The organism is Bacillus sp. FSL L8-0167 (assembly GCF_038630295.1).
Taxonomy (GTDB): Bacteria; Bacillota; Bacilli; order Bacillales; family Bacillaceae; genus Bacillus; species Bacillus safensis.
The window spans coordinates 2076618-2098401 of the sequence record NZ_CP152027.1 but is presented as its reverse complement, the minus strand read 5'-3'; the positions used below and the strand labels follow the sequence as shown (position 1 = coordinate 2098401).

At 41.5% G+C, this 21784-nt stretch carries 25 protein-coding genes; all 25 read left to right on the top strand.

The features are described from left to right. The first annotated feature begins 105 nt into the window (after positions 1-105). Entirely contained in the window at positions 106-648 is a 543-nt protein-coding gene (locus tag MHB66_RS10705) for a hypothetical protein (protein ID WP_034280415.1), read from the top strand. Next, a complete protein-coding gene (locus tag MHB66_RS10700; RefSeq protein WP_024422816.1) occupies positions 645-1529 on the top strand; it encodes a YIEGIA family protein in 885 nt (294 codons plus the stop codon). Before MHB66_RS10705 ends, MHB66_RS10700 begins: the two co-directional genes overlap by 4 nt. A 6-nt stretch (positions 1530-1535) precedes the next feature. Then, positions 1536-1730 (top strand): hypothetical protein, encoded by a 195-nt coding sequence (locus MHB66_RS10695; protein WP_008344527.1) that lies wholly within the window; start codon positions 1536-1538, stop codon positions 1728-1730. A gap of 159 nt (positions 1731-1889) precedes the next feature. After that, on the top strand, positions 1890-3200 hold the full coding sequence (gene der, locus MHB66_RS10690; RefSeq protein ID WP_034280419.1) for a ribosome biogenesis GTPase Der: 1311 nt from the start codon (positions 1890-1892) through the stop codon (positions 3198-3200). Between the two features lie 14 nt (positions 3201-3214). Beyond that, a complete protein-coding gene (locus MHB66_RS10685; protein ID WP_024428086.1) occupies positions 3215-4252 on the top strand; it encodes an NAD(P)H-dependent glycerol-3-phosphate dehydrogenase in 1038 nt (345 codons plus the stop codon). 266 nt (positions 4253-4518) lie between these two features. Beyond that, positions 4519-4722 (top strand): DUF2768 domain-containing protein, encoded by a 204-nt coding sequence (locus MHB66_RS10680; RefSeq protein ID WP_041117835.1) that lies wholly within the window; start codon positions 4519-4521, stop codon positions 4720-4722. 18 nt (positions 4723-4740) lie between these two features. Next, positions 4741-5466 carry a hypothetical protein gene (locus MHB66_RS10675; RefSeq protein WP_046311618.1) on the top strand — a complete coding sequence of 242 codons (726 nt, stop codon included), beginning with the start codon at positions 4741-4743 and terminating at the stop codon, positions 5464-5466. A gap of 204 nt (positions 5467-5670) precedes the next feature. Then, complete coding sequence (spoIVA, locus tag MHB66_RS10670) at positions 5671-7149, top strand: stage IV sporulation protein A (RefSeq protein ID WP_008344534.1); 1479 nt, start codon at positions 5671-5673, stop codon at positions 7147-7149. A gap of 374 nt (positions 7150-7523) precedes the next feature. Further along, on the top strand, positions 7524-7802 hold the full coding sequence (gene hbs, locus MHB66_RS10665; RefSeq protein WP_003215863.1) for a non-specific DNA-binding protein Hbs: 279 nt from the start codon (positions 7524-7526) through the stop codon (positions 7800-7802). A 190-nt stretch (positions 7803-7992) separates the two neighbouring features. Next, positions 7993-8562 (top strand): GTP cyclohydrolase I FolE, encoded by a 570-nt coding sequence (folE, locus tag MHB66_RS10660; RefSeq protein WP_003215789.1) that lies wholly within the window; start codon positions 7993-7995, stop codon positions 8560-8562. 24 nt (positions 8563-8586) lie between these two features. Next, positions 8587-8817, top strand: a complete 231-nt coding sequence (gene mtrB, locus MHB66_RS10655) for a trp RNA-binding attenuation protein MtrB (protein WP_008344541.1) — start codon at positions 8587-8589, stop codon at positions 8815-8817. Between the two features lie 114 nt (positions 8818-8931). Then, on the top strand, positions 8932-9699 hold the full coding sequence (locus MHB66_RS10650) for a heptaprenyl diphosphate synthase component 1 (RefSeq protein ID WP_041117831.1): 768 nt from the start codon (positions 8932-8934) through the stop codon (positions 9697-9699). A gap of 3 nt (positions 9700-9702) precedes the next feature. Further along, the gene (locus MHB66_RS10645; protein WP_034280425.1) at positions 9703-10407 is read left to right on the top strand and encodes a demethylmenaquinone methyltransferase; all 705 of its coding nucleotides are present in this window, start codon (positions 9703-9705) and stop codon (positions 10405-10407) included. Between the two features lie 24 nt (positions 10408-10431). Continuing rightward, entirely contained in the window at positions 10432-11394 is a 963-nt protein-coding gene (gene hepT, locus MHB66_RS10640) for a heptaprenyl diphosphate synthase component II (RefSeq protein ID WP_024422809.1), read from the top strand. Positions 11395-11523: 129 nt separating this feature from the next. Then, complete coding sequence (gene ndk / locus MHB66_RS10635) at positions 11524-11970, top strand: nucleoside-diphosphate kinase (protein ID WP_024422808.1); 447 nt, start codon at positions 11524-11526, stop codon at positions 11968-11970. Between the two features lie 146 nt (positions 11971-12116). After that, entirely contained in the window at positions 12117-12896 is a 780-nt protein-coding gene (locus MHB66_RS10630; protein ID WP_034280426.1) for a protein-glutamate O-methyltransferase CheR, read from the top strand. A 73-nt stretch (positions 12897-12969) separates the two neighbouring features. Then, positions 12970-14142, top strand: coding sequence for a chorismate synthase (gene aroC, locus MHB66_RS10625; RefSeq protein ID WP_024422806.1), 1173 nt, complete (start codon positions 12970-12972; stop codon positions 14140-14142). Next, positions 14142-15233 (top strand): 3-dehydroquinate synthase, encoded by a 1092-nt coding sequence (aroB, locus tag MHB66_RS10620; RefSeq protein ID WP_034280427.1) that lies wholly within the window; start codon positions 14142-14144, stop codon positions 15231-15233. Before aroC ends, aroB begins: the two co-directional genes overlap by 1 nt. Beyond that, the gene (gene aroH / locus MHB66_RS10615; protein ID WP_024422804.1) at positions 15230-15613 is read left to right on the top strand and encodes a chorismate mutase; all 384 of its coding nucleotides are present in this window, start codon (positions 15230-15232) and stop codon (positions 15611-15613) included. Before aroB ends, aroH begins: the two co-directional genes overlap by 4 nt. A gap of 231 nt (positions 15614-15844) precedes the next feature. After that, positions 15845-17392 (top strand): anthranilate synthase component I, encoded by a 1548-nt coding sequence (trpE, locus tag MHB66_RS10610; RefSeq protein ID WP_046311614.1) that lies wholly within the window; start codon positions 15845-15847, stop codon positions 17390-17392. Next, a complete protein-coding gene (gene trpD, locus MHB66_RS10605) occupies positions 17364-18386 on the top strand; it encodes an anthranilate phosphoribosyltransferase (protein ID WP_046311612.1) in 1023 nt (340 codons plus the stop codon). The genes trpE and trpD overlap by 29 nt, the downstream gene beginning before the upstream one ends. Beyond that, complete coding sequence (trpC, locus tag MHB66_RS10600; RefSeq protein WP_046311610.1) at positions 18379-19131, top strand: indole-3-glycerol phosphate synthase TrpC; 753 nt, start codon at positions 18379-18381, stop codon at positions 19129-19131. The genes trpD and trpC overlap by 8 nt, the downstream gene beginning before the upstream one ends. Beyond that, a complete protein-coding gene (locus MHB66_RS10595) occupies positions 19128-19796 on the top strand; it encodes a phosphoribosylanthranilate isomerase (RefSeq protein WP_046311607.1) in 669 nt (222 codons plus the stop codon). The genes trpC and MHB66_RS10595 overlap by 4 nt, the downstream gene beginning before the upstream one ends. Further along, positions 19777-20976 (top strand): tryptophan synthase subunit beta, encoded by a 1200-nt coding sequence (gene trpB / locus MHB66_RS10590; protein WP_046311605.1) that lies wholly within the window; start codon positions 19777-19779, stop codon positions 20974-20976. The genes MHB66_RS10595 and trpB overlap by 20 nt, the downstream gene beginning before the upstream one ends. Continuing rightward, positions 20973-21776, top strand: coding sequence for a tryptophan synthase subunit alpha (gene trpA, locus MHB66_RS10585; protein ID WP_046311603.1), 804 nt, complete (start codon positions 20973-20975; stop codon positions 21774-21776). The genes trpB and trpA overlap by 4 nt, the downstream gene beginning before the upstream one ends. Positions 21777-21784: the final 8 nt, after the last annotated feature.

Sequence of the window (21784 nt, the reverse complement as noted above, 5' to 3'; positions counted from 1 at the left end):
TAAAAATTGGAGATTTTCCCATAATGTAATTGAGGTGATGAGGCGTTGGAGGCTTTGTACTATTATTGGTCTATATGGTTCGTTTGGATTATGGTGACATTTATCATGGAAAAAAGTTTGTGGCGCAGCGTGCTGGGCATCTGTGTACTTGTCCATATTATATTCAGTCATATCATGATATCCGTTTTAGATATGAGCATCAATGCGGGATTCTTGATGACTTTTTTATATGCATGTGCTGCTTTCGTCATATATAGGCCTAGTTACCGAATGATGAGAATCATGCAATTGGGCTCGATGGTGAGTGCGTATGCCTTTTTTATGATGTTTGCATTATATGACCCTGTTTGGTTCACGATAATAAAGGTGGATTGGGTCGTATTTGCCCTGCTGATCTTAATGTGTATGACATATGGACAGCCGTTAACGGAAAGAATCACCTTATGGATGATGTCAGTATGTCTCGGCGAAGCCCTTTATGCGCTGACGATTCACCGCCTCACATCATCAATTGTCCTAGGGGATCTCTCTTTTCTTTCCTTCGTTGTACAAGGAGCGGTCTTCCTATTAGGTGTCGATCAGCTTGAAAAGCTCTTAAACGCCCGTTCATCAAGAAAATCAGTAAAAGGGGCTGCAAAATCAACATGACAGACTATACGTTTCCTGTGATTATTGGTGTCATCTTTGGGATGGCGGCCAGACTTTACATGTTAAGAACGGATTACCGGCAATACCCGACGTATATTCATGGACAAGTGATTCACATTGCACTTGGTTTTATTGCGTCAGGATTAGGTGCGATCATTATGCCTGCACTAATTCAGGAGGAATTTACAGCGATTACCTTTCTCACTTTGGCAGCCACACAATTTCGAGATGTCCGAAATATGGAAAGAAATACGTTAACCCAAATGGATTCGTATGAGCTTGTCTCACGAGGCAGTACATATATAGAAGGCATTGCCATTGCCTTTGAAAGTCGAAATTATATTGCCATTCTCACTGCACTTATTACAACGACAGCCTGTATTTTCTTCTCGCTTGTTGTTGGAACAGTAGTCGGTATTCTTTGTTTTTTCATGGCAAAGCTATTAATGTCAGGCAGTCAATTAAAGGATATCGTCAGCATTCAAAAAGGGGAACTTCGCTTTGATGGGGCAGGGCTTTATGTGAATGATATATACATTATGAATATCGGGCTGCCTGAAAAGCAAAAACTCATTTTAGAACATGGGATGGGCTTTATTTTGACACCGAAAAATTTCAACTCTGCTACAACGATTGCCAACCTTGGACAGCGGCAAGCCATTTTATTTGATTTATCAAACGTGCTTGGCGTGTACCGCGATTCTGGTGAACCATCGCTCTGTCCGCTCGCAAAACGTGATCTGAATACCGGTACACTTGGTGTGTTCATATTACCGCAATGGCAGCGTGAAGATTTGGCTGTCCGTGTATTAGAAGAGGTGCCTATTTTAGAAAATGCCATTAGAATGCCGACAGATTTCATTAAAAAGAAAGTGAGGTAACGAGATATGGCGAACACCATTGAACAATTTATATTGGCTGTGGCGACAACTAATAAAGAGCGGGTCATTGGCGGAACAGCGGTTTTTTTCTGTGAAAATAAAGAAGAGCTCGACATGTATGCCATGAATTTAGAGGCCATTTTAGATGGAATTGCACACGGCATTGGAGAAGATCTTTACTTGATTGTCAAACATTTTTAAGTTATTCATTGTGGTCTGATTAAAAATTGATATAATATATAAGTTGAACCCTTCATGTTTGAAGGGTTTATTTCATAAAACTGAATGAAAATTATAAATCCCGGTTGAAACATGATGATGAACATATTGAATCGCGGCTGGATTGAAAGGAAGGGTACTATGGGTAAACCTGTCGTAGCCATTGTTGGAAGGCCCAACGTTGGAAAATCTACAATTTTTAATCGAATCGCAGGCGAAAGAATATCGATTGTAGAAGACACACCTGGTGTAACAAGAGATCGAATCTATAGCTCTGCTGAATGGTTAAATTATGACTTTAATTTAATAGATACTGGTGGAATTGATATTGGAGATGAGCCATTCTTGGCGCAAATTCGCCATCAGGCAGAAATCGCAATGGATGAAGCGGATGTCATTATCTTTATGGTGAATGGCCGAGATGGCGTGACATCTGCGGATGAAGAAGTCGCAAAAATTTTATATCGTACGAAAAAGCCAGTTGTACTTGCTGTCAATAAACTGGACAACCCTGAAATGAGAAGCGATGTGTATGACTTTTATGCACTCGGATTTGGCGAGCCGTTTCCGATTTCTGGAACGCACGGATTAGGTCTTGGTGATCTGCTTGATGCAGTGGCAGAACACTTTAAGAACTTACCGGATACGCAATATGCTGAAGAAGTTGTTCAGTTCTGCTTAATTGGCCGCCCGAATGTAGGAAAATCTTCTTTAGTGAATGCGATGCTCGGAGAAGACCGCGTCATTGTCAGCAACATTGCTGGTACAACAAGAGATGCTGTCGATACGATGTTTACGTACAATCAGCGTGACTTTGTCATTGTCGATACAGCAGGTATGAGGAAAAAAGGGAAAGTATATGAAACAACAGAGAAATACAGTGTACTTCGTGCATTAAAAGCCATTGACCGCTCTGATGTTGTCGCTGTTGTACTTGACGGCGAGGAAGGCATTATTGAGCAGGATAAACGAATTGCGGGCTATGCACACGAAGCTGGTAAAGCTGTTGTCATCATTGTGAACAAATGGGATGCTGTTGAAAAAGATGAGCGCACGATGAAGGAATTTGAGCAAAACATCCGCGAGCATTTTCAGTTCCTTGATTATGCACCTGTCTTGTTTATGTCTGCTCTTACGAAAAAGAGAATTCATACATTAATGCCGTCTATTATCACAGCAAGCGAAAACCATGCAATGCGCGTTCAAACCAATATTTTAAATGATATCATCATGGATGCGGTGGCGATGAATCCAACGCCGACCCATAATGGACAGCGCCTAAAGATTTACTATGCAACACAGGTGGCCATTAAGCCTCCTTCCTTTGTTGTGTTTGTCAACGATCCAGAGCTTATGCACTTTTCTTATGAGCGTTTTCTAGAAAACCGCATTCGAGATGCATTTGGTTTTGAAGGAACACCGATTAAAATATTTGCGAGAGCGAGAAAATAAAAAGGGTGAGCAGGATGAAGAAAATTTCAGTACTTGGAGCAGGCAGCTGGGGAACAGCTCTTGCGCTTGTATTAGCTGATAATCATCATGATGTACACATGTGGGGACATAGACAAGAGCTCATTGATCAAATCAATGAGAAACATGAAAATCATGATTACTTGCCAAATGTCGAACTGCCAGCGTCTATTCAGGCGACAACCGATATGAAGCAGGCTTTAGAGGGGACAGAGGCGGTTATTGTCGCTGTGCCAACAAAGGCCATTCGTGAGGTATTGAAGCAGGCAAATGAGCTGATCTCATCGAAGGTGCCATTTGTCCATGTCAGTAAGGGAATTGAACCAGATACACTTCTTAGAATTTCTCAAATGATTGAACAAGAAGTTCCATCTGAGAAAAGAGAGGCTGTCGTTGTCCTATCAGGGCCGAGTCATGCAGAAGAAGTAGGTCTGCGTCATCCGACAACTGTCACTGTCTCGTCAGAAAACATTGAAGCAGCTCAATTTGTTCAAGATTTGTTCATGAACAATCATTTTAGAGTGTACACCAACCCTGATGTGATTGGGGTGGAAATTGGCGGCGCATTGAAAAATATCATTGCTCTTGCGGCTGGTATCACAGACGGACTTGGATATGGTGACAATGCAAAAGCGGCGCTTATCACTAGAGGACTTGCTGAAATCGCACGTCTTGGCACGAAAATGGGAGGGAATCCCCTTACATTTGCCGGATTAACAGGCGTTGGTGATTTGATCGTGACATGTACAAGTGTTCATTCGCGTAACTGGCGCTGCGGGAATTTACTCGGTAAAGGATACAAGCTCGAAGAAGTGCTTGAAAAAATGGGCATGGTTGTCGAAGGCGTCCGCACAACAAAAGGCGCTTATCAGCTCTCAAAAGAATACAAGGTCAGCATGCCGATTACAGAGGCTCTTTACGGCGTCCTGTTTGAAGGGAAAAAGGTTGACGATGCTGTAGAATCGTTGATGGCACGTGTGAAAACACATGAGATGGAAGACCTTGTGAACATGTTTGAAAACCAAACAAAATAAAAGGAAAGACTGAACTTAGGCATGTAGAGGATGCAAGAAGGGGAAGACTTGCATAACATAGCAATGAAGTTTGAATAGAGCTTTGCCTCTACAGAATGAGGAAAATAGTCGATCCAATGACTGAAGCAGAGTCCCCCTCTTTGCTTCAGTTTTTTTATGCGCTTTTTTCTGAATGATTGGAAAAATGATTGATATTTACCTTATTTTTGGTTTAAAATGAAATATAAACGCTTACAATTCGTTCGTTTTGAAGGGGGACAGGCACGATGAGTTTTGCTTTAATCAAGATGTGGTTTGCGCTTGGTTCAATGGGGCTCATGTTTTTAGCCGTAGTAACCATTTATTTCAGCAGGTTTAAGCTGAAAAGCAAATTTCTTAAAATAACGGCCTCGACCGTTGCGTACAGCTTGATGCTTATATCAGGTATCATTGTGTTTTTAGTTGTCATTAGCGGACCGGTTAATGAATAAAGAAAAAGGAAGAATGTGATGATCAAAGCAAAAGTCAGTGTCACGCTGTTAGCACTTATTTTATTAACAGGATGTCTGTATCCAGAGAATCGCAAAGCTGAGAACCGGGTGCCATACGAAGAGCAGCTGCAAAGTGTACAGACAGCGATTGAGGAATTTCAAAAAGCAACAAATGGTCTTCTGCCTATAGAAACAAAAGAAGCAGACACGCCGGTTTATCAGAAATATGTCATCGACTTTAAGCGCTTGTCACCAAGATATTTACACGATGTACCGTCTACATCTTATGAAGGCGGGGGCGAATATATTTATGTCCTCACAGACGTCGAAAAGAAACCCACTGTGAAACTGCTTGATGTCAAAATGACGCAGACCATCAATGAATTACGGCTTAGAATCAAGGTGTATCAAGATGAACATACATATCCGCCATACGGCAAAGTCGTATCAGCCAATTTATATACGTTAAATGAAAAAAAACTAGGATTAAAATCGCCGATTGCGGTGATAAGTCCTGTGACAGGGAATTCCCTCCCATTACTGATTTCATCAAACGGTGACATCTATGTGGACTACCGCAGTGATTTTGCTCATATTTTGAAGAATACGAAGCAAAAGCTGAAACCAGGTGAAAACATTCAGGATGTATATTGGCAGGAAACCCCGTTTGTACCCGCGTTTTCTGTCCCATATACCATCAACAAAAAAGGTGAGCCTGCCTTTTTAGAAAAAAAGACGTCATAAACAAGAATGAACCTTTTTCCTCTGCATATAAATGAGGAGAAAGGTTTTTTTATGGCTAAACTTACTCTCAAAACAAAAAGGTGTCATATTCAAATAGGACAACGTCATACACATATATTGTCCAGACACCTTTCAAGCACAGTTTGATTGAAGAATAGAGTATTTCATTTGAAAACGAGGATAGCAAGTCCGGGAGGGGATCACTTGGAAAAAGTCGATATTTTCAAGGATATCGCTGAACGAACAGGAGGCGATATATATTTAGGAGTCGTTGGCGCTGTTCGTACAGGGAAATCTACGTTTATTAAAAAGTTTATGGAGCTCGTGGTGCTCCCGAATATCAATAATGAGGCAGATCGTGCAAGAGCACAGGATGAATTGCCGCAAAGCGCAGCAGGAAAAACCATTATGACCACAGAGCCAAAATTTGTACCGAATCAAGCCGCATCAATTCACGTGAGTGACGGCCTTGATGTCAACATCAGACTTGTCGATTGTGTGGGATATACTGTCCCTGGTGCGCGCGGGTATGAAGATGAAAATGGCCCAAGAATGATCAATACGCCGTGGTATGAAGAGCCAATCCCGTTTCATGAAGCAGCGGAAATTGGTACACGCAAGGTCATTCAAGAGCATTCAACAATAGGTGTAGTGATTACAACAGATGGTTCCATTGGAGAAATTCCAAGACATGATTATATTGAATCTGAAGAACGTGTGATTGATGAACTCAAAGAGGTTGGAAAGCCGTTTATTATGGTCATTAACTCTGTGAGGCCATATCATCCTGAAACAGAAGCGCTCCGGCAGGAACTTAGCCAAAAGTATGATATTCCAGTACTCGCCATGAGCGTAGAAAGTATGAGAGAGCAAGACGTACTCAGCGTTCTTCGTGAAGCATTATATGAATTCCCAGTCCTAGAGGTGAATGTGAACCTGCCAAGCTGGGTGATGGTGCTAAAAGAAGATCACTGGCTGAGAGAAAGCTATCAGGATTCAGTAAAGGAAACTGTAAAGGATATTAAAAGATTAAGAGATGTCGACCGTGTCGTTGGTCAATTCAGTGAATTTGATTTTATCGAAAGAGCGGGTTTAGCAGGAATTGAAATGGGTCAGGGGATTGCAGAGATTGACCTGTATGCGCCAGATGATCTATATGATCATATTTTAAAAGAAGTGGTTGGTGTAGAAATTAGAGGAAAAGACCATCTTCTAGAGCTGATGCAAGATTTTGCTCATGCTAAGACAGAATATGATCAAGTATCAGACGCATTAAAAATGGTGAAGCAGACTGGTTACGGGATTGCAGCGCCAGCGTTGTCCGATATGAGTTTAGATGAGCCAGAAATCATTAGGCAGGGATCAAGATTCGGTGTGAGATTAAAAGCGGTCGCTCCATCTATTCATATGATCAAAGTAGATGTAGAGAGTGAATTTGCACCGATTATCGGAACAGAAAAACAAAGTGAAGAGCTCGTCCGCTACTTAATGCAAGATTTTGAAGATGATCCGCTTTCGATTTGGAATTCAGATATATTTGGCCGCTCCCTCAGCTCCCTTGTCAGAGAAGGCATTCAAGCGAAGCTGTCTCTTATGCCGGAAAACGCAAGATATAAGCTGAAGGAAACACTTGAAAGAATCATCAACGAAGGATCAGGCGGTTTGATCGCGATTATTTTATAGCAAGTGAGACCTCTCATTGATGGGGTCTTTTTTTTGCGTGTAGAATGAGTCATAAAAAGACAATTGTATAAAGATTAGTCAGATTCAGGCTGAAATTAGGAATATTCGTTCGTAAAAGTGCCCTTAATCCTTGACGAATAAGGATTCTTCCCTTTAAAATGCTTGATATGGTATTTCATATGTGTTAATCTACTTACAGAAAATCTTCACTTTGTTGGACAAACATTCCTTCAAAGAGATGTTTTCTAATGAAAAGCCATGTATAACGCTTTCTAGACGCTCTTTTTTTCTGAAAAAGGGTATAGAAAGAAGATGAATTGTGAAGAAATGATAACAATCTACTGAATGCATATTTTTGGGAGGAGGTGAAAGGCATGAACAAGACAGAACTTATTAACGCGGTTGCTGAAGCAAGCGAGTTATCTAAAAAAGACGCGACAAAAGCAGTTGATTCTGTTTTTGATACAATTTTAGATGCACTTAAAAATGGTGACAAAATCCAACTTATTGGTTTTGGTAACTTTGAAGTACGTGAGCGTTCAGCTCGTAAAGGACGTAACCCACAAACTGGTGCAGAGATCGAAATCCCTGCAAGCAAAGTACCTGCTTTCAAACCAGGTAAAGCACTTAAAGACGCGGTGGCAGGTAAATAATCGTTATGTGTAATGATCCTGTTGAAGGAGTTATACATATACAGTTTCACACTGGTCTAGAAAAGCCCCTTTCATAAGGGGCTTTTCCTTTTGAATCAAAAGGTTCGTTTAGAACGCTCTCCTTTGCTTTTAGGATCTGAAGTGTGCTAGAATCTGAATGAAATGTAATCGCCTTTGGAGGATATAATACATGAGTGAAATAAATAAAGAATTAATCGAACACGCAGTACGCGATATATTAAAAGCAATCGGAGAAGATCCGGATCGTGAAGGACTTCTTGATACTCCAAAACGAGTCGCAAAAATGTATGAAGAAGTGTTCTCGGGATTAAATGAAGATCCAAAAGAACATTTTAAAACCATTTTTGGCGAAGACCACGAAGAACTCGTCCTTGTAAAAGATATTGCTTTCCATTCAATGTGTGAACACCACCTTGTGCCTTTCTACGGGAAAGCCCATGTCGCTTATATTCCGCGCGGAGGAAAAGTAACGGGACTTAGTAAGCTGGCAAGAGCTGTAGAAGCCGTGGCAAAACGCCCGCAGCTTCAGGAACGCATTACATCAACGATTGCAGATAGTATGGTGGAAACACTTAATCCGCATGGCGTGATGATTGTCGTTGAAGCAGAGCATATGTGTATGACGATGCGCGGAGTGAAAAAGCCAGGCGCTAAAACAGTGACCTCAGCCGTCCGCGGCACATTTGCAAATGACGCAGCCGCAAGAGCAGAAGTGCTTTCCTTTATTAAAAACGACTAATTCAATAGATGGAAGGTGAACAAAATGAGTGAAAATAAAGCATCTGATTTTGTGGTGATTAAAGCCATTGATAATGGTGTAAACGTCATCGGCCTAACAAGAGGCTCTGATACAAGATTTCACCATTCCGAGAAACTCGATAAAGGTGAAGTGATCATTGCACAATTTACTGAGCATACGTCAGCGATCAAAGTAAGAGGCGATGCTGTCATTCAAACAAGCTTCGGCGAAATTCAAAGCGAAGCAAAGAAATAAAGAACTTGTAGCACTTGATAGCATAAAAGTGAGAGCTGATATGGTATAATAAATCTCTATACAATGTGCAGGTCTACATATGAAACTGTAATTTTTGGGACAAGGGTGATATCTTTGCAAGACATCTACGGAATTTTATCTAATCTAAATATAAAATTAAATAAAAAGCTTTCTCATCCTTATTTGGCGAAGCATTTACGCGCACCACTCATCGATGAAGATAAGCTCCTTCTTTTTCATGCAATGTTTGAAGAAGCTCAAATTGATGCAGAGAAAAAAGAAAATTATATTTTAACGGCGATGCTTGTGCAAATTGCCCTTGATACCCATGACGAAGTCACAACTGCTGCAGCCATCAAGCAAGACGAATTCAAAAATCGTCAGCTGACCATCCTGGCAGGAGACTATTTCAGTGGTCTCTATTATTCTCTTCTCTCTGACATGAAAGACATTTATATGATCCGCACGCTCGCTACGGCGATCAAAGAGATCAATGAACATAAAATTAGACTGTATGACCGGTCCATTCAAGATGCAGCGCACTTTTACAAAAGTGTAGCTACAGTTGAATCTGCGCTTTTCCAAAGGATTTCTGAGCACTTTCAATTAACGCATTGGAATGAGATTGCAAGTCGTTTTCTTGTTTATAAACGCTTCATGAAACAAGCAGAAAATGACAAACATTTAAAACTTTTTTTGAACGATCGTTATACGGACGCCTATTCGTGTTTTGACAACTTTGAGAATGAAGGCTATGAAAAGGCCAAACGACCGATCGAGGAGCATCTTGTGTCATCTCCGGTCGTTCAAAAAGAGCTATTAAATCGCTTGGATCATATGAAAAATGAGCCTGCGTACCATCAGAAAGTGGAAGAAGGGTAAGTCATGCAGCAATCAAAAGAACAGCGAGTACACGGTGTATTTGAAAAAATTTATAAAAACTACGATCAAATGAACTCTGTCATCAGCTTTAAACAGCATAAGAAATGGCGCGATAAAACAATGAAGCTCATGAATGTGCAAAAAGGCTCTAAAGCATTAGATGTATGCTGCGGGACAGCCGATTGGACAATTGCGCTTGCAGATGCTGTTGGAGAAAAAGGCGAGGTCAAAGGCCTTGATTTCAGTAAAAACATGCTGAGTGTTGGAGAAACGAAGGTGAAGACTGGGGGCTACAATCAGATTGAATTGCTTCACGGCAATGCGATGGAGCTTCCTTTTGAAGACAACTCATTTGATTATGTCACCATCGGTTTTGGACTTAGAAACGTTCCTGATTATTTAACGGTGCTAAAGGAAATGACAAGAGTAGTGAAGCCTGGCGGAATGGTTGTCTGTCTTGAGACATCACAGCCTGAGATGATCGGTTTTAAACAGGGCTACTACATCTATTTCAAATACATTATGCCGCTCTTTGGTAAACTGTTTGCCAAAAGTTATCAGGAGTATTCATGGCTTCAAGAATCAGCCAAAACGTTCCCTGGCATGAAAGAGCTGGCGGCTCTGTTCGAGGAGGCCGGGTTGTCTGATGTCTCGTATCATCCATTTACAGGCGGTGTAGCAGCAACACATATCGGAAAGAAGCTTTGAATAAACGATATTTGGGTGAAGATAATGAAACTAAAAGCAATGATCTCTTTTTTAAATCATGATATCGATATAATTGAAAAAGAGCTTGAACAAACCGTTCGCTCTGATTATGCATTGTTAAGTGAAGCAGGTCTTCATTTGCTGCAAGCGGGCGGAAAACGAATCCGCCCCGTTTTTGTTCTCCTTTCAGGCATGTTTGGTGACTATGACATTAATAAAATTAAATATGTTGCCGTTGCCCTCGAGCTGATTCATATGGCATCACTTGTTCACGATGATGTCATTGATGATGCAGAGCTGAGAAGAGGCAAACCAACGATAAAGGCAAAATGGGATAACAGAATTGCCATGTACACAGGGGATTATATGTTTGCGAGATCACTTGAATACATGACAAAAATCAATCACCCAATGGCACATGAAATTTTGTCAAAAATGGTTGTTGAGCTTTGTCTTGGTGAGATAGAGCAAGTGAAAGATAAATATAATATGGATCAAAACCTCCGTACATATTTAAGAAGAATCAAACGAAAAACAGCCTTGCTCATTGCAGGCAGCTGTCAATTAGGCGCCATTGCAGCAGGAACAGATGAAAAAACACATAAAGCCCTCTATTGGTTTGGATACTATGTCGGCATGTCCTATCAAATCATTGATGATGTCCTTGATTTCACATCAACTGAAGAAGAGCTGGGCAAGCCTGTCGGAGGAGACCTTTTACAAGGGAATGTCACACTCCCAGTCTTATATGCACTGAAAAATCCGACACTAGAAGGCCAATTGAAGCTGATCAATAGTGAAACGACGGAGAAGCAGCTGGAGCCTGTCATTGAAAGCCTTAAACAAACAGATGCGATCGACCGCTCGATTCGAGTAAGTGAAATGTATTTGAAAAAAGCTTTTGAACAGCTCGACAAACTTCCTCGAGGACGAGCGAGAACGTCACTTGCCTCCATTGCAAAATATATTGGGAAACGAAAATTCTAATCAACGTGATGTTGATTGGTTTTTTTGTGAAATTTTTTGTCAAAAATTGATTATTATAAAAAAAAATGATACGATCACTTTGTAACAATGTAAGCCTATACATACATAACGACGGGGTGGAAAACGTATATGGACAAAACATTTCTTATGGTCAAACCTGATGGTGTGGAAAGACAATTAATCGGTGACATTGTGTCAAGATTCGAAAAAAAGGGGCTTCAGCTTGTTGGTGCAAAACTAATGAGTATTCCAAAGGAAGTAGCAGAAACACATTACGGAGAGCATAAAGAAAAACCATTTTTCGGGGAATTGGTTGACTTTATTACGTCAGGACCTGTATTTGCAATGGTATGGCAAGGTGAACAGGTAGTAGACGTAACAAGACAGATTATCGGCAAAACAAATCCAAAGGAAGCGCTTCCAGGAACAATAAGAGGAGACTATGGATTGACTGTTGGGAAAAACATTATCCATGGGTCTGACTCACCAGAAAGTGCTGAAAGAGAAATTAACTTATTCTTCAAACAAGAAGAACTCACAAGCTGGGATCAAACCATCTCAAGCTGGATTTATTAAGATTCAAGCCAAGGTGTTCATCTAATGGGCACTTTGGCTTTTTTTTATATTGAACTTTCTGCACGAAATTTCGCATGAGAAGATACAAATTTTCGATAAAAACAGCTATACTAGGACAAAGATAGATGAGACAGGAGAGGACATTGATGGATCCATATCAAGTATTTGTTGGAAAATGGAAAAAACTAACCGGGGTTGATCTGAATTTATATAAAGAAGCACAAATGAAACGGAGATTAACATCACTTTATGATAAAAAAGGATATAAAAATTTTGAAGCATTCGCGGCCGCGCTTGAAAAGGATAGAGCATTATTAGATGAAACGATGGACCGCATGACGATAAATGTGTCAGAATTTTACCGAAACTATCAGCGCTGGGAAGTACTTGATCAAAAAATTCTGCCGCTGCTTTCGAAAAATGGCGGCACCTTAAAGATTTGGAGTGCAGCATGTTCGACAGGAGAGGAGCCATATACACTCTCCATGCTGCTGTCAAGCCATCCTCTTGTGAAAGACTTCCAAATTATTGCAACTGATATTGATGATAAAGTTCTGCAGTCAGCTCAAAAAGGCAGATATCATGAACGCTCTCTGCAAGAGGTGCCAGATCATATCAAGCAAAAATATTTCACAAAAGAAGATTCTTCATTTTACACTGTGAAGGATGAGGTTCGAAAGCATATTCAATTTAAGAAGCACAACCTTTTAGCAGATCCATATGAAAAACAGCTTGACCTCATCGTCTGCCGAAATGTACTGATTTACTTTACTGAAGAGGCAAAAGAAGAAATTTACTTAAAAATGAGCAGCAGTTTAAAACAAAATGGCGTATTATTTGTTGGTTCTACAGAGCAAATTTTTCACCCAGAAAAGTTTGGACTGACATCTGCTGATACTTTCTTTTATCAAAAGAAGGGTATGTAGCTGACTTTTTAGTAGCAAGTGTGTTATTATATTTTTACTTAAAAGCGTTAATGCGATGAAGGGAGATTGAGTCATGAGATACTTAACAGCAGGTGAATCACATGGTCCACAACTGACCACAATTATTGAAGGAGTTCCAGCGGGACTTTACATAGAGCAGGATGACATCAATTATGAATTGGCTAGAAGACAAAAAGGTCATGGCCGCGGAAGAAGAATGCAGATTGAAAAAGACCAGGCGAAAGTGTTAAGTGGTGTTCGCCACGGAAGAACATTAGGTTCCCCAATCGCACTTGTTGTTGAAAACAACGACTGGAAGCATTGGACAAAGGTGATGGGGGCAGAGCCGATCACGGAAGAAGAAGAAAGTGAAATGAAGCGTCAAATCTCCCGTCCAAGACCAGGACATGCGGATTTAAATGGGGCGATCAAATATGGACACCGTGATATGAGAAACGTTTTAGAGCGTTCATCAGCCCGCGAGACAACTGTTCGCGTAGCAGCAGGCGCAGTTGCCAAACAAATCTTGGCACATCTAGGGATTAAAGTAGCTGGCCACGTTCTTGAAATTGGCGGAGTGAAAGCAGCTCATACAGCATATGAGTCTATTGAAGATTTGCAGAAGGTAACAGAAGAATCACCTGTTCGCTGCTATGACAGTGAAGCAGGTCAGAAAATGATGGATGCAATTGATGAAGCGAAGAAAAACGGCGATTCAATTGGCGGAATTGTTGAAGTCATCGTTGAAGGGATGCCGGTTGGGGTTGGCAGCTATGTTCATTACGACCGTAAATTGGACAGCAAGCTTGCGGGCGCTGTACTTAGTATCAACGCTTTTAAAGGGGTTGAATTCGGTATTGGCTTCGAGGCAGCCTCTAAAAACGGCAGTGAGGTCCATGATGAAATCATCTGGGATGAAGAAAAGGGCTATACGAGAAAAACAAATCGCCTAGGTGGTCTTGAAGGCGGAATGTCAACCGGTATGCCAATTGTCGTAAGAGGGGTTATGAAACCAATCCCAACGCTTTATAAGCCGCTTCAAAGCGTTGACATTGAAACAAAAGAACCTTTCTCTGCAAGTATTGAACGATCTGACAGCTGTGCTGTTCCTGCTGCAAGTGTTGTTGCAGAAGCAGTCGTTGCATGGGAAATTGCCAATGCAGTTGTGGAGCAGTTTGGCCTTGACCAAATCGACCGCATTAAAGAAAATGTTGAGAAAATGCGCCAGCTTCAGAGGGAATTTTAATGAAAACACTGGAAGTTAAGACGTCTTCAGCCACTTATCCTGTATTTATCGGTGATGGGATTAAACGCAATATCGTCGACTTGATAACTTCCACTGGGCATTCCTATACGAAGCTCTTAATCGTCACAGATGCAGCTGTTGATGCCATTTATGGGGATGAGATGGTTCGCTTACTTCAGCAGAAGTGGCCTGTGAACAAAGTGGTTGTGCCAAGCGGAGAGCAGTCAAAATCCTTTGCCGAATTTGAGCATATTCATACGAAAGCCATTCAATTTCAGCTTGATCGTTCCTCCTGCATCATTGCGCTGGGAGGAGGCGTGATTGGAGATTTGGCTGGCTTTGCTGCTGCCACTTATATGAGAGGCATTGATTTTATCCAAGTGCCGACGACGCTGCTGGCACATGATAGTGCAGTTGGCGGGAAAACAGGGATCAACCATCCGCTCGGTAAAAATTTAATCGGTGCGTTTCATCAGCCGAAAGCTGTGATCTATGATACTAGTATGCTTGAGACCCTCTCTCAAATTGAACGAAGATCAGGCTTTGCAGAAGTCATCAAACATGCACTGATTTCAAGTGAAGAATTTTTATCAGAACTCATGTCCATTCGTTCTTTGACGGATTTATCAAAAAGCGAGCTGGCACATATGCTGTATCAAGGCATTCAAGTCAAAGCGTCAATCGTTCAAGAAGATGAAAAAGAACAAGGTGTGCGTGCATTTTTGAATTTAGGCCATACACTAGGGCATGCCATTGAAGCAGAGTATGGATATGGCGCCATCACGCACGGAGATGCCATTGCAATCGGCATGCAGTTTGCGCTGTATGTGAGCGAAAAGCAGCTGGGGCTCAGCCTTAATCGTTTGGAACTAAAAGAGTGGATGAAAGAGCTCGGTTTCCCGGTCAAAGTCACAAAAGATATTTCCACGAAAACATTTGTTGACCGGATGATTGGTGATAAAAAAGCAAGAGGCGGCAGTGTTCAATTTGTTTTATTAAAACAGGTTGGAGACGTCACCTTACAGTCTTTCACAAAAGATGAGCTGCACTACTGGCTCGAAGAATGGAAACGGGAGGAGGGATGTCTATGATGTTTCGCGGGATACGTGGGGCTACAACTGTGATAGAAGATACAGAAACAGAAGTGTTAAATAAAACGAAACAGCTGCTAGAAGCGATCATTTCAAGAAACCAAGTAGATCCAGAACGTGTCGTGCAGATCTTGATTTCAGCTACACAAGATATTCACTCCGTTTTTCCGGCAAAAGCACTTCGTCAATTTGAAGGATGGACATATGTACCGGTTACTTGTATGCAGGAACTGGACATTGATGGCGGTTTAAAGCAATGTATTCGTGTCTTAATGACTGTCCAGACAGATACAAAGCAGGAAGACATACAGCATGTATACTTGGAAGAAGCTGTGACGCTTCGCCCTGATTTACAGTTGACAAAAAACAAGGAATTATAATACGATATGAACAGCCGAAGTTTACACACAGGTGTAAACGGCATTGCAAGCTTAGAGAAGATGAGAATGAGACTAGGGTAGTTGAGATGAGTAGAGTTGAGCAGAGATACGATACTTCTATTTAATCATACTGCCTAAAAGAGTAACCCTCTTTTAGGCTTATTTTGTATACTCATACAAACCCTCTATATGTCCCCTCATTCTCCTTAATCCCATTTAAGGAGTGTGCTTATGAATTCCCAATCAAACCTGACTCAATTTTTAAAGGATAGTGAGTCCTACAAAACGATCCCAATTGTTGAAACCATTACAGTCGATACGCTCTCACCGATTCAAATTGTTGAAAAGCTCAAACAAGATATTGTGTATTTGCTAGAAAGCAAAGATGAGTCTTCCAGCTGGTCGAGATATTCCTTCATTGGATTGCATCCGTTTTTAACCTTACATGATGACCAAAACAAATACGTTGCACGTGATGCTGCGGGGCAGGAAGTCATGCAAAAGCAAGAGCTGAAAAAACTGCTGGATTGGATGAAAGAGCAATATCAAATCAAAACGCCAGATATTGATATCCCATTTACAGGCGGGGCTGTTGGGTACTTAAGCTACGATCTAATCCCAAACATTGAACCTTCTGTCAGGCCTCACCGCAGCGCATCGCTGGCAGAAAATTGCACATTATTTGTCTGCCAAACGATGATTGCTTTTGATCATGAAACAAATCATGTTCATTTTATCCAGTACACCCAGCTAACCGGACATGAAACAGAAGACGAAAAAATACGCGCTTACAAAGAAAATCAAAAACAGCTTGAACAGATGATTCACAAGCTTCATTCAAAGGTTGATATGAAAGAACTGATTTTATCAGGGAATATGAATGAGCCGCCGTCCTTTGAACATGTGACGTCAACCTATGAAAAAGCGCAATTTCTAAAAGATGTTGAAAAAATAAAAGAATACATTCGAGCGGGTGACATTTTTCAAGGCGTACTCTCGCAGCGCTTTGATATCCCTGTGTCAGTGAGTTCATTTGAATTATACCGCGTGCTTCGGATTGTGAATCCATCTCCTTATATGTATTTTATGAAATTAAAAGATCGTGATTTAGTCGGCAGCTCGCCAGAACGATTAATCCATGCCAAAAATGGGCATTTAGAAATTCATCCTATTGCTGGCACAAGAAAACGAGGAAGAACGATAGAAGAGGATGCTGAGCTAGCAAAAGAGCTGCTTGAAGATGAAAAGGAAAAAGCCGAGCATTACATGTTAGTGGATCTTGCCAGAAATGATGTTGGCCGTGTGGCAGAATACGGCAGTGTATCCGTACCTACCTTTACAAAAGTAGTGAATTTTTCACATGTCATGCACATCATCTCCATTGTGACTGGAAAGCTAAAGCGGGATACACATCCAGTCGATGCGCTCATGTCCGCATTCCCTGCAGGCACATTAACAGGTGCCCCAAAAATAAGAGCGATGCAATTATTAAATGAAATGGAGCCTGAGCCAAGAGAAACGTATGGCGGCTGTATTGCCTATATTGGATTCGACGGCAATATCGACTCCTGTATTACCATTCGTACGATGAGCGTCAAAAATCAGACCGCTTCTATACAAGCAGGCGCCGGCATTGTGGCTGATTCTGTCCCAGAAAATGAATGGGAAGAGACTTGTAACAAGGCAGGAGCACTTTTGAAAGCCATTCAGCTTGCGGAACATATTTTCTCAGAAAAGGAGAGTGTGCAGGATGAATCACCGACTATCAGCTCTTGTTAATGGAGGCTTTCTATCAGAAAATGAAGCAAATAAACTCATGCATGATATGATGAGCGGCTTTTTAACAGATGCTGAAGTCGCTGCTAGTCTCTCGATTTTAGCGCATAGAGGAGAAACCGCTGAAGAAATGACGGGTTTTGTGAAAGCTATGCGGCAAAATGCAGCACCAATGGAACGATCGCTTGATGTTGTTGACACTTGCGGCACAGGAGGCGATGGACTCTCCACCTTTAATATATCAACTGCCGCCGCCATTGTCGCTTCCGCTGCTGGAGCCAAAATCGCCAAACACGGAAATCGATCAGTTTCTTCTAAAAGCGGGAGTGCCGATGTACTTGAGTGTCTTGGGATTCATATTCAATCCACACCAGAAGAAACAAGAAGACAAATACAAGAGAAAAACATGGGTTTTTTATTTGCCCCATTGTATCATTCATCTATGAAACAAGTAGCCGCAGTCCGCAAGCAGCTCGGCTTCCGGACGGTATTTAATCTATTAGGCCCGCTTTGCCACCCAATGCAAGCCAAAAAGCAAATCATCGGCGTTTACTCAAAGGAAAAGGCGAAATTAATGGCAAAAGCCCTTGCACCGTTAGAGCCAGAACATGTGCTGTTTGTTTGCGGAGAAGATGGGCTGGATGAATTAACGATTACAGCAAATTCATATGTGATTGAACTCAAAAAAGATGTCATGACAGAATATACACTCAATCCAGAAGACTTTGGGCTGCAAAAAGGATATTTATCAGATATTCAGGTCCAATCACCGGAAGAGAGTGCTAAATTGATTCAGAATATATTGAATCATCAAACAGAAGGGGCGCCGCTTCATATTACAGCCCTGAATGCTGGAGCGGCTTTATATGTCGCAGGGAAGTCAGAAAGCCTCATGGCCGGGACATTAAAAGCGATTGAAACAATTAAAAACGGCGCAGCCAAAGAACAATTGGCTCGATTAAAACAAAAAACGAGAGAGGAAGAGATCTATGCTTAATCAAATCATTGCCCGCAAAAAAGAACATATCCAAACATTGCAGTTACCAGTGGATGGACACTTTGAAAGACGATCATTTAAAGAAGCACTCATGAATCCTCATCGCTCAATTGGTCTAATTGCGGAGGTGAAAAAGGCGTCTCCTTCCAAAGGAATCATTCAACCGAATTTTGATCCTTTACAAACAGCAAAAGCTTACGAAAAATCAAATGCTGATTGCTTATCTGTTTTAACAGATGAACCGTTCTTTCAAGGGAAAAACGAATACTTATCCCTCATTAAAAAACACGTAGATCGTCCAATTTTAAGAAAAGATTTCATCATTGACTCCATACAGGTAGAAGAGTCAAGACGTATAGGAGCAGATGCCATTTTATTAATCGGAGAAGTACTTGAGCCGCAAAAGCTGCACGAGCTCTATGCTGAAGCGAAAGAGAAAGGCCTAGATGTCCTTGTCGAAGTACATGCAGCAGATACACTGGAAAATATTTTGAAGTTGTTTACCCCTGAAATCATTGGAGTGAACAACCGGAATTTAAATACATTTACAACAACAGTTGAACAAACAAAAGAGATCGCACCCCTCGTTCCAAACGATGTCTTACTAGTGAGTGAGAGCGGTATTCAAACATTTGATGATCTGACCTTTGTGAAGGAACATGGAGCGGGTGCAGTTCTTGTAGGAGAATCATTAATGAGAGAACAATCACAAGAAAAAGCCGTTCAAACATTGTTTGGAGAATGAACAGGATGAAGCCTTACTTAAAATATTGCGGAGCAGTATCACAAGGCGATGTGGAATGTATTGCGCAATCTCACGCAGATGCCATTGGATTTATTTTTGCTCCAAGTAAAAGACAAGTCCAGCCAGATCAAGTGAAACAATGGCTCATTCAAACAAAGTGTGAGAAAAAAATTGCCGGTGTATTTGTAAATGAAAAGATCGAAAAAGTGTGTGAGATCACAAAACATATACCTTTAGATATCGTACAGCTTCATGGAGACGAAACGCAGGATGACGCTAAAGAAATCAAACAACAAACAGGGGCTGTCGTTTGGAAAGTGTTCCACCACGAATCCAATATCACAAACACGCTTGAAAAAATGACGGCATTTGCCCCTGTTGTCGATGGCTTCCTCATTGATGCGAAAGTAAAAGGGATGAGAGGCGGCTCTGGAACAGCATTTACTTGGGAGGCGGTGCCTGCATACGTTCAGCACGCAAAACGGCTGGAGAAAACTTGCATAATTGCAGGCGGTATCACACCAGAAACGGTAGCAGAGCTCCTTGCCTATGGTCCAGAAGCGCTCGATCTTTCAAGCGGAATAGAAGAAAACGGGAAGAAAAGCAGCGCTAAGATCGAAGCGCTCGAAGAAAGGATGTTAAATGATGTACGCATATCCAAATGAGATTGGCAGATACGGAGAATTCGGAGGGAAATTTGTCCCGGAAACGCTCATGCAGCCACTTGCAGAAATCGAGCAGGCATTTCGTGAATTAAAAGAAGACCCTGCTTTTCAAGCAGAATATGTATCACTACTTCGAAACTATTCAGGCAGACCAACTGCGCTTACATATGCTGAACAATTATCAGCATACCTCGGCGGCGCAAAGATCTATTTAAAAAGAGAAGATTTAAACCACACGGGTGCTCATAAAATTAACAATGCGCTTGGTCAGGCCCTGCTTGCGAAAAAAATGGGGAAATCAAACATCATCGCGGAAACAGGCGCGGGCCAGCACGGAGTAGCTGCTGCAACGGTGGCCGCAAAGTTCGGGTTATCCTGCACGGTATTTATGGGAAAAGAAGATGTGGAAAGACAATCACTCAATGTCTTTCGGATGAAGCTGCTTGGCGCTGAAGTCATACCTGTCACAAGCGGGAATGGCACACTAAAAGATGCAACCAACGAAGCTATCCGCTATTGGGTTCAGCACTGCAGTGATCATTTTTACATGATTGGCTCCGTTGTAGGCCCTCATCCGTATCCTCAAATCGTCAGTGAGTTCCAGCGGATGATTGGTAATGAAGCAAAAGAGCAGCTGCTTGAAAAAGAAGGAAGGCTTCCTCATAAAGTCATTGCCTGTGTTGGCGGCGGAAGTAATGCCATTGGAATGTACCGGGCATTTTTAGATGAAGAGGTAGATATCATTGGTGTAGAGGCAGCTGGAAAAGGAATCGATACGCCGCTCCATGCTGCAACCATCACGAAAGGAACCAAAGGTGTGATCCACGGGTCTTTGACATACTTAATCCAAGACGAATTTGGCCAAATTATTGAGCCATATTCGATTTCCGCTGGTTTAGATTATCCGGGAATTGGACCAGAGCACGCATATTTACATGCGAGCGGGCGGGTTCAATATGTGAGTGCGACAGATCAAGAAGCACTAGATGCACTAAAGCTGCTGACTGAAAAAGAAGGAATTCTGCCAGCAATTGAAACTGCACATGCGTTAGCCAAGGCGTTTGAGGTAAGCAAGACGATGAATGAAGATGAAATTGTTCTTGTCTGCCTGTCAGGAAGAGGCGATAAGGATGTGCATACATTAATGAACGTGCTTGAAAGTGAGGGAAAAACAAAATGATCACGTTTCAATTAGAGCAAGGCGAAAAATTATTTATCCCATTTATCACAGCGGGAGATCCGTCACAAGACATTACGATTGATTTAGCTGTCTCCCTTCAAGCAGCCGGTGCACATGCGATTGAACTCGGTGTTCCTTATTCCGATCCATTAGCAGACGGTCCTGTCATTCAAAGAGCCTCCAAAAGAGCTCTAAATCATGGCATGAATATCGTAAAAGCGATAGAATTAGCAGGGAAGATGAAAAAAAACGGAGTAAAAATTCCTGTAATTCTATTTACGTATTATAATCCTGTGTTACAATTAGACACAGAATACTTTTTCGCTTTACTGCGCAAAAATCATATTTCGGGACTCTTAACACCCGACTTGCCGTTTGAAGAGAGCAGCGAGCTGCAAAAGAACTGTCAAACACATGGCATTTCATATATTTCACTCGTTGCACCAACAAGCAAGGAACGATTAGTAAACATTGTAGAGCAGGCAGAAGGTTTTGTGTATTGTGTTTCATCTCTTGGTGTAACAGGTGTCAGGCAATCCTTTGACGCGTCAATTACAGATTTTATTCAACAAGTGAAACAGCTGAGTCACATACCGGTTGCTGTCGGTTTTGGCATCTCAACAAGAGAGCAGGTAGACTCAATGAATAAACTGAGTGACGGTGTTGTTGTCGGAAGTGCACTTGTGAAAAAAATTGAAGAGCTTCAAGAACAATTGCTGGCAAGTGATACACGTCAAGAGGCTTTAAGAGAATTTGAAACATATGCAAAAACATTTAGTCCCCTCTATTCATTCAAATGAGGTGAAAC

Coding starts and splice junctions, on each gene's coding strand:
- MHB66_RS10705 (WP_034280415.1), top strand. CDS start 106: ATGGAAAAAAGTTTGTGGCGCAGCGTGCTGGGCATCTGTGTACTTGTC.
- MHB66_RS10700 (WP_024422816.1), top strand. CDS start 645: ATGACAGACTATACGTTTCCTGTGATTATTGGTGTCATCTTTGGGATG.
- MHB66_RS10695 (WP_008344527.1), top strand. CDS start 1,536: ATGGCGAACACCATTGAACAATTTATATTGGCTGTGGCGACAACTAAT.
- der (WP_034280419.1), top strand. CDS start 1,890: ATGGGTAAACCTGTCGTAGCCATTGTTGGAAGGCCCAACGTTGGAAAA.
- MHB66_RS10685 (WP_024428086.1), top strand. CDS start 3,215: ATGAAGAAAATTTCAGTACTTGGAGCAGGCAGCTGGGGAACAGCTCTT.
- MHB66_RS10680 (WP_041117835.1), top strand. CDS start 4,519: ATGAGTTTTGCTTTAATCAAGATGTGGTTTGCGCTTGGTTCAATGGGG.
- MHB66_RS10675 (WP_046311618.1), top strand. CDS start 4,741: ATGATCAAAGCAAAAGTCAGTGTCACGCTGTTAGCACTTATTTTATTA.
- hbs (WP_003215863.1), top strand. CDS start 7,524: ATGAACAAGACAGAACTTATTAACGCGGTTGCTGAAGCAAGCGAGTTA.
- folE (WP_003215789.1), top strand. CDS start 7,993: ATGAGTGAAATAAATAAAGAATTAATCGAACACGCAGTACGCGATATA.
- mtrB (WP_008344541.1), top strand. CDS start 8,587: ATGAGTGAAAATAAAGCATCTGATTTTGTGGTGATTAAAGCCATTGAT.
- MHB66_RS10645 (WP_034280425.1), top strand. CDS start 9,703: ATGCAGCAATCAAAAGAACAGCGAGTACACGGTGTATTTGAAAAAATT.
- hepT (WP_024422809.1), top strand. CDS start 10,432: ATGAAACTAAAAGCAATGATCTCTTTTTTAAATCATGATATCGATATA.
- ndk (WP_024422808.1), top strand. CDS start 11,524: ATGGACAAAACATTTCTTATGGTCAAACCTGATGGTGTGGAAAGACAA.
- MHB66_RS10630 (WP_034280426.1), top strand. CDS start 12,117: ATGGATCCATATCAAGTATTTGTTGGAAAATGGAAAAAACTAACCGGG.
- aroC (WP_024422806.1), top strand. CDS start 12,970: ATGAGATACTTAACAGCAGGTGAATCACATGGTCCACAACTGACCACA.
- aroB (WP_034280427.1), top strand. CDS start 14,142: ATGAAAACACTGGAAGTTAAGACGTCTTCAGCCACTTATCCTGTATTT.
- aroH (WP_024422804.1), top strand. CDS start 15,230: ATGATGTTTCGCGGGATACGTGGGGCTACAACTGTGATAGAAGATACA.
- trpE (WP_046311614.1), top strand. CDS start 15,845: ATGAATTCCCAATCAAACCTGACTCAATTTTTAAAGGATAGTGAGTCC.
- trpD (WP_046311612.1), top strand. CDS start 17,364: ATGAATCACCGACTATCAGCTCTTGTTAATGGAGGCTTTCTATCAGAA.
- trpC (WP_046311610.1), top strand. CDS start 18,379: ATGCTTAATCAAATCATTGCCCGCAAAAAAGAACATATCCAAACATTG.
- MHB66_RS10595 (WP_046311607.1), top strand. CDS start 19,128: ATGAACAGGATGAAGCCTTACTTAAAATATTGCGGAGCAGTATCACAA.
- trpB (WP_046311605.1), top strand. CDS start 19,777: ATGTACGCATATCCAAATGAGATTGGCAGATACGGAGAATTCGGAGGG.
- trpA (WP_046311603.1), top strand. CDS start 20,973: ATGATCACGTTTCAATTAGAGCAAGGCGAAAAATTATTTATCCCATTT.